Source organism: Pantoea sp. Cr_R13 (assembly GCF_029222565.1).
GTDB lineage: Bacteria > Pseudomonadota > Gammaproteobacteria > Enterobacterales > Enterobacteriaceae > Pantoea > Pantoea eucalypti.
This window is the reverse complement of the sequence record NZ_JARHXL010000011.1, coordinates 172,378-187,373: the sequence shown is the minus strand read 5'-3', so window position 1 is coordinate 187,373 and position 14,996 is coordinate 172,378. Positions and strand designations below refer to the sequence as shown.

Annotated in this window: 15 protein-coding genes; 9 read left to right on the top strand and 6 right to left on the bottom strand. The window is 57.3% G+C overall.

All coding sequences use genetic code 11. From position 1 onward, the window contains the following. Window positions 1-2 precede the first annotated feature (2 nt). Together uraD and uraH are read left to right on the top strand one after the other, a co-directional pair. Window positions 3-497, top strand: coding sequence for a 2-oxo-4-hydroxy-4-carboxy-5-ureidoimidazoline decarboxylase (uraD, locus tag P2R09_RS07225; protein ID WP_275768438.1), 495 nt, complete (start codon window positions 3-5; stop codon window positions 495-497). Beyond that, window positions 494-829: a hydroxyisourate hydrolase gene (uraH, locus tag P2R09_RS07220; RefSeq protein WP_275768436.1), complete on the top strand. Its 336-nt coding sequence runs from the start codon at window positions 494-496 to the stop codon at window positions 827-829. Before uraD ends, uraH begins: the two co-directional genes overlap by 4 nt. Before the next feature lie 11 nt (window positions 830-840). On the opposite strand, the gene P2R09_RS07215 is transcribed toward uraH, so the two are convergent. Beyond that, window positions 841-1,608, bottom strand: a complete 768-nt coding sequence (locus tag P2R09_RS07215; RefSeq protein WP_275768434.1) for an amidohydrolase — start codon at window positions 1,606-1,608, stop codon at window positions 841-843. Further along, on the bottom strand, window positions 1,596-2,756 hold the full coding sequence (locus P2R09_RS07210; protein ID WP_275768432.1) for a pyridoxal phosphate-dependent aminotransferase: 1,161 nt from the start codon (window positions 2,754-2,756) through the stop codon (window positions 1,596-1,598). The genes P2R09_RS07215 and P2R09_RS07210 overlap by 13 nt, the downstream gene beginning before the upstream one ends. A gap of 316 nt (window positions 2,757-3,072) precedes the next feature. On the opposite strand from P2R09_RS07210, the gene P2R09_RS07205 reads away from it, so the two are divergent. The 3 genes from P2R09_RS07205 to P2R09_RS07195 are packed head-to-tail and all read left to right on the top strand — an operon-like array spanning window position 3,073 to window position 4,911. After that, window positions 3,073-3,687, top strand: coding sequence for a methylthioribulose 1-phosphate dehydratase (locus P2R09_RS07205; protein WP_275768431.1), 615 nt, complete (start codon window positions 3,073-3,075; stop codon window positions 3,685-3,687). Next, window positions 3,684-4,367, top strand: a complete 684-nt coding sequence (gene mtnC, locus P2R09_RS07200) for an acireductone synthase (RefSeq protein ID WP_275768430.1) — start codon at window positions 3,684-3,686, stop codon at window positions 4,365-4,367. The genes P2R09_RS07205 and mtnC overlap by 4 nt, the downstream gene beginning before the upstream one ends. Before the next feature lies 1 nt (window position 4,368). Beyond that, window positions 4,369-4,911 (top strand): acireductone dioxygenase, encoded by a 543-nt coding sequence (locus P2R09_RS07195; protein WP_061061694.1) that lies wholly within the window; start codon window positions 4,369-4,371, stop codon window positions 4,909-4,911. Between the two features lie 55 nt (window positions 4,912-4,966). Here P2R09_RS07195 and mtnA read toward each other — a convergent pair whose 3' ends face one another. Next, window positions 4,967-5,989 carry an S-methyl-5-thioribose-1-phosphate isomerase gene (gene mtnA, locus P2R09_RS07190; RefSeq protein ID WP_275768429.1) on the bottom strand — a complete coding sequence of 341 codons (1,023 nt, stop codon included), beginning with the start codon at window positions 5,987-5,989 and terminating at the stop codon, window positions 4,967-4,969. Between the two features lie 121 nt (window positions 5,990-6,110). Between mtnA and mtnK the strand changes: the two genes are divergently transcribed. Beyond that, the gene (mtnK, locus tag P2R09_RS07185) at window positions 6,111-7,310 is read left to right on the top strand and encodes an S-methyl-5-thioribose kinase (RefSeq protein WP_275768427.1); all 1,200 of its coding nucleotides are present in this window, start codon (window positions 6,111-6,113) and stop codon (window positions 7,308-7,310) included. Between the two features lie 463 nt (window positions 7,311-7,773). Here mtnK and fadE read toward each other — a convergent pair whose 3' ends face one another. Further along, the gene (gene fadE, locus P2R09_RS07180) at window positions 7,774-10,224 is read right to left on the bottom strand and encodes an acyl-CoA dehydrogenase FadE (protein WP_275768425.1); all 2,451 of its coding nucleotides are present in this window, start codon (window positions 10,222-10,224) and stop codon (window positions 7,774-7,776) included. Between the two features lie 253 nt (window positions 10,225-10,477). Here fadE and lpcA point away from each other — a divergent pair, with 253 nt between their 5' ends. Both lpcA and P2R09_RS07170 read left to right on the top strand, forming a co-directional pair. After that, complete coding sequence (gene lpcA, locus P2R09_RS07175; RefSeq protein ID WP_003851153.1) at window positions 10,478-11,056, top strand: D-sedoheptulose 7-phosphate isomerase; 579 nt, start codon at window positions 10,478-10,480, stop codon at window positions 11,054-11,056. A gap of 49 nt (window positions 11,057-11,105) precedes the next feature. After that, on the top strand, window positions 11,106-11,873 hold the full coding sequence (locus tag P2R09_RS07170) for a class II glutamine amidotransferase (protein ID WP_275768423.1): 768 nt from the start codon (window positions 11,106-11,108) through the stop codon (window positions 11,871-11,873). Here the strand turns inward: P2R09_RS07170 and dpaA are convergent. Continuing rightward, a complete protein-coding gene (dpaA, locus tag P2R09_RS07165) occupies window positions 11,844-12,590 on the bottom strand; it encodes a peptidoglycan meso-diaminopimelic acid protein amidase (protein WP_008924835.1) in 747 nt (248 codons plus the stop codon). The two genes, P2R09_RS07170 and dpaA, sit on opposite strands and share 30 nt — an antisense overlap. A 244-nt stretch (window positions 12,591-12,834) precedes the next feature. On the opposite strand from dpaA, the gene dinB reads away from it, so the two are divergent. After that, a complete protein-coding gene (gene dinB, locus P2R09_RS07160; protein WP_008924836.1) occupies window positions 12,835-13,890 on the top strand; it encodes a DNA polymerase IV in 1,056 nt (351 codons plus the stop codon). 36 nt (window positions 13,891-13,926) lie between these two features. Here the strand turns inward: dinB and P2R09_RS07155 are convergent, their stop codons facing one another. Beyond that, window positions 13,927-14,994: a sugar ABC transporter substrate-binding protein gene (locus P2R09_RS07155; protein WP_275768420.1), complete on the bottom strand. Its 1,068-nt coding sequence runs from the start codon at window positions 14,992-14,994 to the stop codon at window positions 13,927-13,929. Window positions 14,995-14,996 lie beyond the last annotated feature (2 nt).

The following is a 14,996-nucleotide window of genomic DNA, read 5'->3' as shown; positions in this document are numbered from 1 at the left end:
ATATGGAGTTAGCCACATTTAATCAGCTGTCAGCTGACGAGGCGCAGTCGGCCATCCGGCACTGTGTGGCGATCCCGCACTGGCAGCAGTCGATGGTGGCGGGCCGGCCTTTTGCCTCCATTGAGGCGCTACTGGCCACTGCCGATGCGCTGGCTCGCCATTGGCAGCAGCCCGAGCTGGAAGCGGCCTTGTCAGCCCATCCCCGCATTGGCGAACGCGCGGACGGCGCGGACAAAGAGTCTGTACTGTCGCGCGGGGAGCAGTCCGCGATGCAGCAGGCCGATTATGCTCTGCAACAGGCGATGCAGCAGGGGAATAAGGCGTATGAAGCGCGTTTTGGCCGGGTGTTTCTGATTCGTGCCAAAGGGCGCAGCGGCGAGCAGATGCTCGCAGAGTTGCAGCGTCGGTTGCAGAATAGCGAGGTTACCGAGCAGCAGGAGGCGCTGGATCAACTGCGTGAAATTACCCTGTTACGGCTTAAGGAGACGATTCAATGAGTACTTTGACCACCCATATTCTCGACACGGCGCTGGGCAAACCCGCCAGCGGCGTGGCGATATCACTTGAGCAGAACAGCCCGGAAGGCTGGTTTCCGATTTCACAGGGTGAAACGGACAGCGACGGGCGTCTGAAAGATCTTACGCCTGAGCCTCTGACGCCGGGCCACTACCGTTTGACGGCGGAAATCGGCGACTATTTTGCCGTCGCCGGTCGGGATGCGCTCTACGTCAGTGCGCAGATCGATTTTATGATTGCCGAGGCGGGCAGCCATTTTCATCTGCCATTTCTGATTTCGCCCTGGTCGTGGTCAACCTATCGCGGCAGTTAACCGGCGGTGGTTTACAGCGAAAACCGGTCCGCATCCTGCCAGGCCGGGAAACGCTCGCGGTAAGCCTGAAGCGCGTCCAGTGACAGCTCGGCATCCAGCCGGGCGCGCTGATGCGGCTCGGCCGCGCTAAGGATCTCCCCCTGCGGGGAAATAATCTGGCTGTCGCCACTGTAGTGATGCTGATTGCCGTCACTGCCAACACGGTTACAGCCTGCCACGTAAGCCTGATTTTCAATCGCCCGCGCTAACAGTAGCGCCTGCCAGTGCAGCGCACGTGGCGCAGGCCAGTTGGCGACATAGAGCGCCAGATCGTAATCATTGCGGTTGCGCGAGAAGACCGGGAAGCGCAGGTCGTAACAGATTTGCGGCAGAATGCGCCAGCCGCGCCACTCAAACACCTGCCGCTGTTCGCCGGGCTGATAGTGGTGATGCTCGTCCGCCATACGAAACAGGTGACGCTTGTCATACTGATGCAGCGTGCCGTCCGGTTCGACCAGCAGGAAGCGGTTTACCGCGCCGTGTTCTGTCTGAATTGCCGCGCTGCCGCCGACCAGGGCATCGGTGCTGCGGGCATGCTGGTGCAGCCACTCAACCACCTGCGCCTCTGGCAGCGAGCTTTTCGCCGCCTCCATCGCAAAGCCGGTCGTAAACATCTCTGGCAGGATAATCAGATCGCGTCCGGTAAGTCCGGCCAGCTGCGCGTCAAAATGGCGCAGGTTGGTCTCGCCATCCATCCAGCTCAGCGTCTCCTGCAATAGCGTGATTTTCAAAGCTGACATAAGCGCTCCGCGGCGGCATCTAATGTCGCCGGCTGTTTGGCAAAACAGAGGCGGATCAGTTTATGGGGGAAAGCATCGGCGCAGAACACCGACAGGGGTATCGCGGCGACGCCGACTTCACGGGTCAGCCACTGGCAGAAACTGACATCATCCCGATCGGAGATGGCGCTGTAATCGACCAGTAAAAAGTAGGTGCCTTCGCAGGGCAGCACCTTAAAGCGGCTGTTGCTCAGCGCCGTGGCCAGCCTATCGCGGCGATCGCGATAGAACGCTGGCAGCTCAAGATAGTGTTCCGGATGCTCACGCAGCATATCGGCGATTGCCAGCTGCGCCGGGGTATTCACCGAGAAGGTCAGGTACTGATGCACTTTGCGCAGTTCAGCGCTGATCGCCGCAGGCGCAATGCAATAGCCCACTTTCCAGCCGGTCATGTGGAACGTCTTGCCAAACGACGACACTGCCATAGCGCGCTGACGCAAATCAGGATGGGCCAGCACACTGGCGTGGCCCGCTTTATCGAAGCAGATGTGCTCATAAACTTCGTCGCTCAGCACATAGACCGGGTGCGCCGAAATCGCCTGCCACAGCGCGGTGAAATCAGATTGCTGCCAGACGGTAGCGGTAGGGTTGTGCGGCGTATTCAGAATCACCAGCCGGGTTTTATCACTCAGCAGGGCAGCAAACGCCTGCCAGTCCACCCGAAAAGCGGGCGGCTGCAGCGTAATGCGTTTCATCACGCCGCCAGATAACTCCACCGCAGGTGCATAGCTGTCGTAGCTGGGATCAAAGCAGATCACCTCATCGCCCGGCCGCACCAGTGCGGTAATCGCCGCATAGAGCGCTTCGGTCGCGCCCGCCGTCACCGTAATCTCCGCGTCAACATCCGGACGATAATCATAAAGTCGCGCGGTTTTCTCCGCTATCGCCTCGCGTAACGGCAGCGCACCGGTCATCGGCGCATACTGGTTCGCGCCCTGGCTGACGTGATACGCCAGCCGCTGCTGCAGATAGTCCGGGCCGCTGAAATCGGGAAAGCCCTGAGAGAGATTGATGGCGTTGTGCTGCTGCGCCAGCGCACTCATCTGGCTGAAAATCGTGGTGCCGAGTAAGGGAAGTTTACTCTCGGGGATCAGGTTGTGCTGCGTCATGGTGTCAGGCCTTAAGCGCGAAAATTGATGCGGTGTCACCCGGTGTTTGTGCCACTATAAACAGGATGGTAGTATTTGGCAATCAAGACGCTTAGACGGCTAAATGCGTCATGCTCCGTACCTCAGCGGCGTTGGCTACGCTTGCTTACCCCGGTCACTGACGAGTGTCAGCTCCCGGGGATAAGCGCGCTTGCTGCCTTGCTGACACACGGATCATTTGGCAGGAGCCGAAGATGATGATGCAACCTGTTGAAATTTCATCGCCGTTACGATTATCTGAGTTACCGGGAATTTCATTTCACCGCAAGGAACCTTTATGTCGCAGAGTCTTCCGTTAGATCAGCTGGTCGCCGCCTGTCACTGGATTGGCGAAAAAGGCTGGGCACCGGCCACCGGCGGAAATATGTCCGTGCGCCGCGATGAACATATCTGCCTGCTAAGTGAATCGGGCAAAGATAAAGGCACGCTGACGCGGGATGACTTTATTGAGGTCGATATCGCCACCAGCCACTCGCTCTCTGGCCGTAAGCCGTCGGCAGAAACCGGCCTGCACACGATGATCTATCGCCTCTTTCCTGAGGCGGGCGCGGTGCTGCACACCCACACGGTGAATTCGACCGTGCTGTCGCGGGTGGAGCAGGGTGCGGCGCTATTGCTGCACGGCTATGAGATGCAAAAATCGTTAAGTGGTCAGCATACTCACCTGGATACGCTGGCGATTCCCGTGTTCGACAACAGCCAGGATATCGCGGCGCTGGCGTCAGAAATTGAAGATTACGCCGCACGTTTTCCGCTGCGTTACGGCTTTCTGTTGCGCGGCCACGGCTTAACCTGCTGGGGCCGGGATGTCAGCGAAGCCCGCCGTCATCTGGAAGGTCTGGAATTTTTATTTGAATGTGAACGTCAACGTCGCCTGCTGGAGAAAGCATGATTCGCGCCATTGTTACTGATATCGAAGGCACTACCAGCGATATCCGCTTTGTACATAACATCCTGTTTCCCTATGCCCGCAAGCATCTGCCGGATTTCCTGCGTGACAATGCGCACCAGCCCGATGTGGCGGCCGCACTGCAGTCGGTGCGCGAAGAAGCCGGTCAGCTGCAGGCCGATCTGGCTGGCGTGACAGATATTCTGCTGGGCTTTATGGACCAGGATCGCAAATCGACCGGCCTGAAGGCGCTGCAGGGCATGATCTGGCGCGATGGCTACGTGAATGGCAGTTTTACCGGTCATCTCTATCCCGACGTCGTGCCTGCGCTCAGCCGCTGGAAGGCGCAGGGCATTGAACTCTATGTATATTCCTCCGGCTCGGTTGCGGCGCAGAAATTGTTATTTGGCTACAGCGACGAAGGTGATATTACTGGCCTGTTCAGTGGCTATTTTGACACCCACGTCGGCGCCAAACGCGACGTCGCGGCTTATCGCACTATTGCCGCTGAGATGGGTCAGCCAGCGGAGCAGCTGCTGTTTCTCTCTGATATTCATCAGGAGCTGGATGCCGCCGCAGAGGCGGGCTGGCAGACATTGCAATTACTGCGTGGCGATGCGGACAATAAGAGCCGCCATCGTCAGGTGACGGATTTTTCCCAGATTAACCCGGAGTCGATTTAGCATGAGCGCACTGACTATTTTTACCGACCGTGAAGCCAGCCAGCCGGTGTGGCACAGCACTGACGCGGAAGCGATTCGTGACCGCCTGAATGCAAAAGGTGTCCGTTTCGAGCGCTGGGAAGCCGATCGTGATTTGGGTGAAAATCCGGATGCCGAAACGGTGATCAACGCCTATCAGCATGCGATTGATCGGCTGGTGGCGGAAAAGGGCTATCAGAGCTGGGATGTGATCAGCATGCGTGCTGATAACCCGCAGAAAACCGTACTGCGGGAGAAATTTCTCAATGAACATACGCACGGCGAAGATGAAGTGCGTTTCTTTGTCGAGGGTGCCGGGCTGTTCTGCCTGCATCTGGATGGCGAGATCCTGCAGATCCTTTGCGAAAAAAATGATCTGATCTCGGTGCCAGCGGGAACGCCGCACTGGTTTGATATGGGGTCGTCACCCCATTTCACGGCTATCCGTATTTTCGACAATCAGGAAGGCTGGGTGGCGAACTTTACCGGCGATAAGATAGCGGATGCCTATCCGCGTCTGGCGTAATCTGTCAGCCTGTTTTGCGGGGCGTCTGCCATAGCGGCAAACGCCTCGCAGACCATTACTGCGGCTGGAAGATGCCGCCCTGCACCTGGTCAGGCGTCACCACGCCGGTGTCCAGCACCCAGCCGCTGATCAGCGCCGCTGGCGTCACATCAAACGCCGGGTTATAAACCCAGGCTGCCTCTGGCGCCCACTGCACGCTGCCAAAACTGCCGGCAACGCCCGTCACTTCGCTGGCGGCGCGCTGCTCAATGGGAATCGCTGCGCCGTCAGGACAGCTGCGATCCAGCGTGGTATGCGGGGCCGCCACGTAGAACGGGATCTGATGATAATGCGCCAGCACCGCCAGGCTGTAGGTGCCGATCTTATTGGCGACATCGCCATTGGCGGCAATGCGGTCAGCGCCGACCCACACCGCATCTACCTCGCCACGGGCCATGAGGCTGGCGGCCATGGAGTCGGTAATCAGGGTGTAGGGAACCGCCAGCTCGCCCAGTTCCCAGGCGGTTAAGCGGCCGCCCTGTAACAGCGGACGGGTCTCATCAACCCAGACATTCTTAATCAGGCCCTGCTGATGGGCACGGGCAATGACGCCCAGCGCGGTACCCACACCTGCCGTTGCAAGCCCGCCGGTATTACAGTGAGTCAGCAGCTGGCTGTTGGGTTTCACCAGCGTGCAACCGGCATCAGCGATGGCATCACACAGTTGCTTATCCTCCTGCACCAGCCGCCAGGCTTCCTGAGCCAGCGCAGGGGTAAAGTCCGGCTGGGCCAGCGCCCCTTTCATCCGGTCAAGATTGTTCATCAGGTTGACGGCGGTAGGGCGCGCAGCGCGCAGGGTCTCCAGCGCCTGTGACAGTTCAGCGCGCGTCTGCCCCTGTTCTGCCAGCAGCGCCAGCAGCAGCGAGGCGGAGAGGCCGATCAGCGGCGCACCGCGCACCCGCAGTGCATGAATATGTTCAATCAGTTGAGGCACGCTGTGCGCGGGCAGCCAGTTCTTCTGCTGCGGCAGTGCCTGCTGATCCAGAATCAAGAGCTGATTGTCACGAACCTGTAAGCTGGTGGTTTGAAGTGTCTGCATTGTGGGTGAAATCCATGTTGCGTTAATGATGCGTATTGTGCCAACATGCTGAACGGATGTATAGACGTCTGAACGGCTTATTACACCTGAGTAACCCCCTTCGAATGATGAGGAACAGGCAATGTCGCAATACCGTACCTTTACTGCTGCTGATGCTGTGGAATATGCCCGACAATTTGGCGGCGTGGACAATCCTGCCGCGCTGAGCAGCGCAGAAGAGATTGGTGATGGCAACCTCAACCTGGTGTTTAAGATTTATGACGATCAGGGCATCAGTCGCGTTATCGTCAAGCAGGCACTGCCTTATGTGCGCTGCGTGGGGGAGTCCTGGCCGCTGACGCTGGATCGGGCGCGGCTGGAAGCGCAGACGCTGGTCGAGCACTACAAATACTGTCCGCAGCACACCGTGAAGATCACCCATTACGATGCGGAGCTGGCGGTGATGGTGATGGAAGATCTCTCCAGCCATCGCATCTGGCGTAGCGAGCTGGTGAAGGGCACTTACTACCCGGAAGCGGCTCAGCAGTTGGGCAACTATCTGGCGCAAACCCTGTTTCATACGTCCGATTTCATCCTGCATCCGCATCAGAAAAAAGCGGAAGTGGCGCGTTTCATTAATCCGGAAATGTGTGAAATAACTGAAGATCTTTTCTTCAACGATCCTTACACCAATCATGAGCGCAACAGCTATCCTGAAGCGCTTGAACCGCTGGTCGCCAGCCTGCGTAATGACGATGCCCTGCGCATTGCGGTGGGCGGTCTCAAGCATCGTTTCTTTGCCCACGCCGAAGCGCTGCTGCATGGGGATATTCACAGCGGCTCGATTTTCGTTGCTGACGGCAGCCTGAAAGCGATTGATGCGGAATTTGGTTATTTTGGACCCATCGGTTTTGATGTTGGTACCGCGGCAGGCAACCTGTTGATTAACTACTGCGGCCTGCCAGGTCTGCTGCCACCACGTGAGGCCGCCGATGCCCGCGAGCAGCGCCTCAGCGATGTGCATAAACTCTGGACGACCTTTGCTTCAGGCTTCCTGGCGCTTGCGGCAGAGAAAACCCGCGACGAGGCGCTGGCTTATCCAGGTTATGCGGAAGCGTTTCTGCGTAAAGTGTGGGCCGATACCATCGGTTATTGCGGCACTGAGCTGATTCGCCGCACGGTGGGAATGTCACATGTGGCAGATATGAAGCTGATTGCCGATCCGGCGATGCGTACTGACTGCATCCGCAATGCGATTAACCTGGGACGTACGCTGATTCTGGCAGCCGATCACGTCGAAGATGTGGATGCGCTGATTGCCCGCATCCGTCAGGCAGGATAAAAAAAGGCCGACATGATGTCGGCTTTCAGGTAAATCAAAGGCTGGCTATAAGAGTGTGCCCGCGCCGGTAACAGGGACAGATCGGAAAGTCGCTAAAGCCATCCCTGGCTCGCTCGGCCCGCGCAATTACGCACCTCATCCCTGAGGTGCGCCCGTAGCCGGGCCAACGCTCTGCGTTGTTCAAAAACGCTCCCGACGTTTTTGTCCCTGACGCGGGACGCTTTCCTCTTCTGACCCTGTTCCCTGCGCTTTGGGCTTAATTATTGCGGCCAGATTTCCCCTGATTTGGCATAGTGCCGCCCTACTGATGAAGAGCGCTGAACTTCAAGCGATGGGACCATACGCCTGGAGTAAAGCAGCGCGGGCCATGGATGGCCCGCGCTGAGCATGCCATGGATGGCGTTTTTGCGTCTTTACGGAAGGCGTCTGCTCCCTGAGCCGGTGCTGCAGGCCAACGCTAACCCTATGCTGCCTCACTCGTCCGTGATGCAGGCTGAGGGGCTTTCTCGGGCACCGGTACTGCCAGTGCCTCCGGCTCAAACTCATCGACGTTAATCGAACGCAGACGGCTGACTTCGGCACGCTGCAACACTTCCGCCTCTTTGGCATTAATCCAGCCCTGTTCCAGCGCACGCTTCGCCAGCGCGTCCAGACGGGTAAAGGAGAGGTGCTGCTTCGTCTGTTTGCACAGCCTGTCATGAATCACTTCTGCCGCCATCACATCCTGCAGCGCCTGTTCAAGCTGACCGGCAGGGTTATGCTCACTCGGCGTCAGGTACATGCCACGGCCCAGTCGGCTGCGGGTGGCTGACGGCTGCTGCAGCATTTTTGCCAGCTGATGATCCAGACGGTCAGACGGAGCAGGGCAGTGATGACCGCCAGCGAAAATCGTCATCCGCAAGGCGCCCGCCACCAGACGGTTCGGGAAGTTACGCAGCAGATCGTCAATAGCCACTTCTGCCTGATGCAGCGCATCCTGTACGCCCCAGTGAACCAGCGGCAGATCGGATTCGTTGCGACCTTCATCGTCATAGCGTTTCAGGGTTGCGGAGGCCAGATAGAGCTGACTCAACACATCGCCCAGACGCGCCGAGATACGCTCGCGACGTTTCAGGCTGCCACCCAACACCGCCATCGACACATCAGAGAGCAACGCCAGGTTGGCACTGATGCGGTTCAGGTGCTGGTAATAACGGCGGGTGCCATCGCGGGTCGGGCTGGCGCTGGTGCGTCCGGCAGTTAAGCCCAGCCACAGGCTGCGCATCGTGCTGCTGCCCACATGACCGATATGGCTGAACAGCGCCTGATCGAACGCATTCACATCATTGCTGGCTGCCGCCGCCATCTCCTGCAGTACATAAGGATGGCAGCGAATCGCGCCCTGACCAAAGATAATCATGCTGCGCGTCAGAATGTTCGCGCCTTCCACGGTAATAGCGATCGGCGCACCCTGATAGGCACGGGCCAGGAAGTTACTGTTACCGAGCATAATGCCTTTACCGCCGGCAATATCCATAGCGTCGATAATGGCGCGCTGACCGCGATGGGTGCAGTGATATTTCACAATCGCCGACAGCACCGCCGGTTTTTCACCCTGCATAATGCCGGCTGTGATCAGCGTAGCGGCCGCATCCATCACATAAGCATTACCCGCAATGCGTGCCAGCGGCTCTTCAATCCCTTCCATCTTACCGATTGAGACGCGGAACTGGCGGCGGATATGGGCATAAGCACCTGTTGCCAGCGCCACACTTTTCAGGCTGCCGGTTGAATTCGATGGCAGCGTAATGCCGCGACCCACTGACAGACACTCCACCAGCATCCGCCAGCCCTGGCCGGCCATTTCCGGACCGCCGATAATATAGTCAATCGGCACAAAGATATCGTTGCCGCGTGTCGGCCCGTTCTGGAACGGCACGTTAAGCGGGAAGTGGCGATGGCCAATTTCCACACCAGGCGTGTTGGTCGGAATCAGCGCACAGGTAATACCAGGATTCTCGTTGTCGCTGAGCAGATGATCCGGATCGGAAAGTTTAAACGCCAGGCCCAGCACGGTGGCGATCGGTGCCAGTGTAATGTAGCGCTTGTTCCAGGTCAGGCGCATACCCAGCACCTGCTGACCTTTCCATTCGCCCATGCAGACGACGCCAGTATCGGGGATCGCGCCGGCATCTGAACCTGCTTCCGGGCTGGTCAGCGCAAAGCAGGGAATTTCATCGCCGCGTGCCAGCCGGGGCAGGTAATGATTTTTCTGCTCTTCGGTGCCGTAGTGCTGCAGCAGTTCGCCCGGACCCAGTGAGTTAGGCACACCCACAGTAATCGCCAGAATCCCGGAGACGCCCGACAGCTTTTGCAGCACACAGGCTTGTGCATAGGCGGAGAAATCGAGGCCGCCATACTCTTTTTTAATGATCATCGCGAAGAAACGATGCTCTTTCAGATATGCCCAGAGTTCCGGCGGCATATCGGCCAGCTCATGAGTGATCTGGAAATCGTTGGCCATGCGGCACGCTTCTTCGACCGGGCCATCAAGAAAGGCCTGCTCCTCGGCAGTCAGGCGTGGCTGAGGATAGTTGTGCAGCTTCTGCCAGTCCGGTTTGCCCTGGAACAGATCGCCTTCCCACCAGGTGGTACCCGCATCAATGGCCTCTTTCTCGGTGCGCGACATCGGCGGCATTACTTTCTGGAAGCGCTGAAAGATCGGCGTTGAAAAAAGGCTGCGACGCAGCGACGGCAGGTTAAACGGCAGCAGAATGATCGCCAGTGGCAGCAGCAGCCATGGCGTCCAGAGATGCGCAACAGCCATCGCCGCAGTCCACAGCAACAGAATGGCGCTGCTGAGCCATAACGACAGGCGGTGGTAGAACAGGGCGCCAATCAGCGCCACCGTGGCAAGTATCGAAACAACCATCATAATGAACCGCTCCAAGTAGTAAGAGGTCTGACCTGTTATACAGAGAGGTTTAGAGCAGTTGAGAGCATTTATCAATTTGTTTACATCGCAATTACAACCTGCCTCACAAAAACCTGTTTTAGCCCATTTTTGCCGCACCTTCGGCAACAATATTCCGCGTTACAGTCCGGACCGACGTGGCATGGCGCTTTGCGCTGACCGGCCATTCCGTTAAACTTGCTGCGATTAACCTCTCCTAAAAAAGGACATCCCTATGTACCAGGACATCATCCGCTCTGAGCTTAATGAAGCTGCTGATACGCTGAATAAATTCCTCAGCGACGATGCCAATATCCATGCGATCCAGCGTGCTGCGGTACTGCTGGCTGACAGCTTTAAGGCTGGCGGAAAGGTGCTTTCGTGCGGTAACGGCGGTTCACATTGCGATGCGATGCACTTCGCCGAAGAGCTGACCGGTCGCTACCGTGAAAATCGTCCTGGCTATCCGGCGATTGCCATCTCTGACGTCAGCCACCTCTCCTGCGTCAGTAATGATTTTGGTTATGACTATGTCTTTTCGCGCTACATAGAAGCAGTAGGGCGTCCGGGCGATGTTCTGCTGGGCCTCTCAACCTCCGGTAACTCTGCCAATATCATTAAAGCGATTGAAGCTGCCCGTGCGCAGGGAATGAAAGTGATCACCCTGACCGGTAAAGATGGCGGTAAGATGGCAGGCAGTGCCGACATTGAAATCCGGGTGCCGCACTTTGGTTATGCCGATCGCATTCAGGAGATCCACATTAAAGTGATCCACATCCTGATGCTGCTGATCGAAAAAGAGATGGTGAAGTAACAGCGCTGGCCTCCCACAGACGGAGGCCACTTAATCAGAGGCGGTGGCTATGTGCGAATTGCTCGGGATGAGCGCCAATGTTCCCACGGATATCTGTTTCAGCTTTACCGGACTGGTTCAGCGTGGCGGTGGGACCGGGCCTCACAAAGATGGCTGGGGCATTACCTTTTACGAAGATAAAGGTTGCCGTACGTTTAAAGATCCGCTGCCGAGCTTTAACTCGCCGATTGCGCGTCTGGTGCAGGAGTATCCGATAAAATCACATTCGGTGGTGGCGCATATCCGCCAGGCGAATCGTGGTCAGGTGTCGCTGGAAAACACCCATCCGTTTACCCGTGAGCTGTGGGGCCGTCACTGGACCTATGCGCACAACGGACAGCTCAAGGGGTATCGGCAACTGGAGACCGGCACATTCCGGCCGGTAGGCGAAACGGACAGCGAGAAGGCGTTTTGCTGGATCCTGCATCAGCTGTCGACGCGCTATCCACGCACGCCGGGCAACTGGCCTGCGGTGTTTCGTTTTATCGGGGAGCTGGCTGGCACGCTGCGGCAGAAGGGCGTGTTTAACATGCTGCTGTCAGACGGTCGATATCTGATGGCCTTTTGCTCCACCAACCTCTTCTGGATCACCCGTCGTGCACCCTTTGGCCGGGCGCAGTTACTGGATCAGGATGTGGAGGTTGATTTTCAGCAGCACACCACGCCGCATGACGTGGTGACGGTGATTGCTACGCAGCCACTGACGGCCAATGAAACCTGGCAGCGGATTGCGCCAGGTGAATGGGCGTTATTCTGCCTTGGAGAGCGCCAGGAATGAACGGGAGGCAGCTTCGGGACTGGCTAAAACCGGTGCCGGGCTGCTGTTCATCACATATTTACCGCTGGCGACGTTGACCGTCGGCGGCTGGTGATATTTAGCAAAATAAGCGTATCCGGGCTGGAGCTGCTGCCAGAAGCTGGCATCGCTGGAGTAGCGGTGACGCTGCATGTTGCTGTCAGTCATGCGGAACGGATAGATGCTGATGCTGACATCCTGCTGGCCATTACGCAGCGCTGCGTTCACATAAGTAAAAATCTCATCCATATAGGCGTTCGTCATGGCATAGCAGCCAATTGACTTACAGTCGCCATGAATCATCAGGTAGTTGCCGCTGTAGCCCTGATTACGATCGAACTGATTCGGGAAGCCAATGTTGATCGCGCGATAAAAACGGCTATCCGGCTTCAGCTGATTCAGCTTCACGTTGTAAAAACCTTCCGGGCTTTTGAAATCGCCTTCACGGCGTTTCGGGCCGAGGCCGCCAGAAAAGTTACAGATGCGGTAGGTATCCAGCAGGCGGTATTCATTACCGATTTTGCCGTAGAGTTCGAGAGTGCGCTCTTCCTTGAAAATCTGGATATAGACCGGGGTGCCCAGTAACTGTTTCTTTAATTCTTTGCTGACCGGTGCCGCTGTCTGGACGGGTTCGGGTGTCATTGCCATGCTGAGGGCTGGCAGTAAAATCATCGCAAACAGGAGTGCGATTTTGCCCATGCTGTGTATACCTTGAGGTGAATAGAACATGACGCAAATTGTGCGTCTCTGTTTGCATTATCGGAACTGTCCGCTATCGCAGCGCAACATTAAACATTGTCTGTTTTTTTAGCAAGACGCTGGCAGCCAGATTCGCGATTTACTGAAGGATATTCGGCCACAAATTTGTAAACTTTAATTGTGGGCGCGACAAATATTGCAGTTACCCCTGCCAACTGTATACTTATCCAGTGCCGGAGGGGGTATGCGTAAAATCATTCATGTCGATATGGACTGCTTCTATGCCGCGGTGGAGATGCGTGATAATCCCCAGCTGCGCGACATCCCGATCGCGATTGGTGGCAGCCGTGAACGTCGTGGCGTCATCAGCACCGCCAACTATCCGGCCCGCAAATATGGCGTGCGCAGCGCGATGCCAACTGGCATGGCCCTCAAGCTATGCCCGCATCTTCGTTTGTTGCCAGGACGTTTCGATGCCTACAAAGAAGCCTCCGCACAAATTCGCGACATCTTTACCCGCTACACTCCGCTGATTGAACCGCTCTCCCTTGATGAAGCCTATCTGGATGTCACCGACAGCCCGCACTGTCACGGTTCTGCCACACTGATGGCGCAGGCGATCCGCGCCACCATCTACCGTGAAACCGGGCTGACCGCTTCAGCGGGCATCGCGCCGATTAAGTTTCTGGCAAAGATCGCCTCTGACCTGAATAAGCCCGACGGGCAGTTCGTGATTACGCCGCCGGAGATGGCCGGTTTTTTGCTGACGCTGCCGCTGGCGAAGATCCCCGGTGTTGGCAAAGTCTCGGCCAAAAAGCTGGAGGAGATGGGGCTGGTGACCTGCGGTGACGTGCAGAAGGCCGATCTGGCGCTACTGTTAAAGCGCTTTGGTAAGTTTGGCCGGGTGCTGTGGGAGCGCAGTAATGGCATTGATGACCGCAGCGTCATTGTGGAGCGCGAGCGTAAATCGCTGGGGGTGGAACGCACGCTGGCAGAAGATATCAGCGACTGGGATGCCTGCCTGGAGATTATCGATTTTCTCTATGCCGAGCTGGATCGCCGGCTGACGCAGATCCGACCCGACAGGCAGGTGGCGCGTCAGGGCGTTAAACTCAAGTTCAGTGATTTTCAGCAGACGACCCAGGAGCATATCTGGCCGGTACTGAATAAAGAGGACATGATTGCCATCGCCCGGAAAACCTGGGATGAGCGTCGTGCCGGGCGCGGCGTGCGGCTGGTGGGACTGCATGTCACCATGGTCGATCCCCAGCTTGAGCGTCAACTTCTGCTGGGTCTGTAACGGTCAGCCTCACCGTTTGGCAAGGCTGACACCGGATTACTTCTTATATTTCGCCGCCAGGGTAGCAAACCACGGCGCGACGAAATCCTCATTGCTGCCCCAGCCCGGAATGATCTTGTTCAGCGACGCGACGTTCACCGCACCAGGCTGGCTGCCGAGCTGCTGCTGAGAGATCGATGCCGCTTTAAACTGGTAAGTCGCAGGCGTCTCTTCACCGGCAATCTTCTTCGCCACCAGACGCATATTGACCGCGCCGATGGTTTTAGGATCGACCGCTACCGTCTGCACCCATGGGCTGTTCTTCTCACGCATCAGCTGCAAATCCTGATTCGAGACATCAATGCTGTAGAGCTTGATCTCGGTCCGGCCATTCTCCTGCAGCGCTTTGTAAGCGCCCTGGCTGAAGGCATCCCAGGCACCCCAGATTGCGTCGATTTTGCCTTTCGGGTATTTCGCCAGAATCGCACCAATTTTGTTGGCGGTGTCGCCCTGCACGTCCGTTGAAACTGCGCCAATCGACTCCAGCTGATGAATGCCCGGATTCTCTTTCAGTAGTTTTTCATACACCACCTGGCGGCGTTCCATCGGCGGGAAACCGGCAACCCACAGCTTGACGATATTCGCCTTGCCGTTGAAATCATGGATAAGCTGACCCAGCGACAGCCGCGCCAGTGAAGCGTCATCCTGCGCGGTGACGGTGACGCCCGGAATCGGACTATCTACCGGCGTATCAAATACTGACAGCTTGATGCCCGCGTCGGCAATGCGCTTCACCAGGCCGCTGGCGTAGGGCGCTTTACCGTGCGAGAGCACGATGCCGTCATATTTCTGGCTGATCGCCTGATTCACGAAATCCTGGAAGCGCGCATCGTCGCCGTTGCTCAGGAAGGTGCTGACTTTAAAGCCCAGCTGGCGCCCCTGCTGAATGGCACCAGCAACAAACTGGGTGGTGTTGTCATCAGAGCCAAGGTTGCGGATCACCGCAATACGGATCGGGCCATCATGGCTGGCGATAGCCGCAGGCACCGGGGTGACGGTCTCCGCCAAGGCAGCGCTGGCGTTCAGCAGGCTCAGGGCCAGCAGCGAGAGTGTTATTTTTTGCATTG

Bases quoted from the DNA above. Each gene is read 5' to 3' on its own strand.
- uraD (WP_275768438.1), top strand. From the start codon at position 3: ATGGAGTTAGCCACATTTAATCAGCTGTCAGCTGACGAGGCGCAGTCG.
- uraH (WP_275768436.1), top strand. From the start codon at position 494: ATGAGTACTTTGACCACCCATATTCTCGACACGGCGCTGGGCAAACCC.
- P2R09_RS07215 (WP_275768434.1), bottom strand. From the start codon at position 1,608: ATGTCAGCTTTGAAAATCACGCTATTGCAGGAGACGCTGAGCTGGATG.
- P2R09_RS07210 (WP_275768432.1), bottom strand. From the start codon at position 2,756: ATGACGCAGCACAACCTGATCCCCGAGAGTAAACTTCCCTTACTCGGC.
- P2R09_RS07205 (WP_275768431.1), top strand. From the start codon at position 3,073: ATGTCGCAGAGTCTTCCGTTAGATCAGCTGGTCGCCGCCTGTCACTGG.
- mtnC (WP_275768430.1), top strand. From the start codon at position 3,684: ATGATTCGCGCCATTGTTACTGATATCGAAGGCACTACCAGCGATATC.
- P2R09_RS07195 (WP_061061694.1), top strand. From the start codon at position 4,369: ATGAGCGCACTGACTATTTTTACCGACCGTGAAGCCAGCCAGCCGGTG.
- mtnA (WP_275768429.1), bottom strand. From the start codon at position 5,989: ATGCAGACACTTCAAACCACCAGCTTACAGGTTCGTGACAATCAGCTC.
- mtnK (WP_275768427.1), top strand. From the start codon at position 6,111: ATGTCGCAATACCGTACCTTTACTGCTGCTGATGCTGTGGAATATGCC.
- fadE (WP_275768425.1), bottom strand. From the start codon at position 10,224: ATGATGGTTGTTTCGATACTTGCCACGGTGGCGCTGATTGGCGCCCTG.
- lpcA (WP_003851153.1), top strand. From the start codon at position 10,478: ATGTACCAGGACATCATCCGCTCTGAGCTTAATGAAGCTGCTGATACG.
- P2R09_RS07170 (WP_275768423.1), top strand. From the start codon at position 11,106: ATGTGCGAATTGCTCGGGATGAGCGCCAATGTTCCCACGGATATCTGT.
- dpaA (WP_008924835.1), bottom strand. From the start codon at position 12,590: ATGGGCAAAATCGCACTCCTGTTTGCGATGATTTTACTGCCAGCCCTC.
- dinB (WP_008924836.1), top strand. From the start codon at position 12,835: ATGCGTAAAATCATTCATGTCGATATGGACTGCTTCTATGCCGCGGTG.
- P2R09_RS07155 (WP_275768420.1), bottom strand. From the start codon at position 14,994: ATGCAAAAAATAACACTCTCGCTGCTGGCCCTGAGCCTGCTGAACGCC.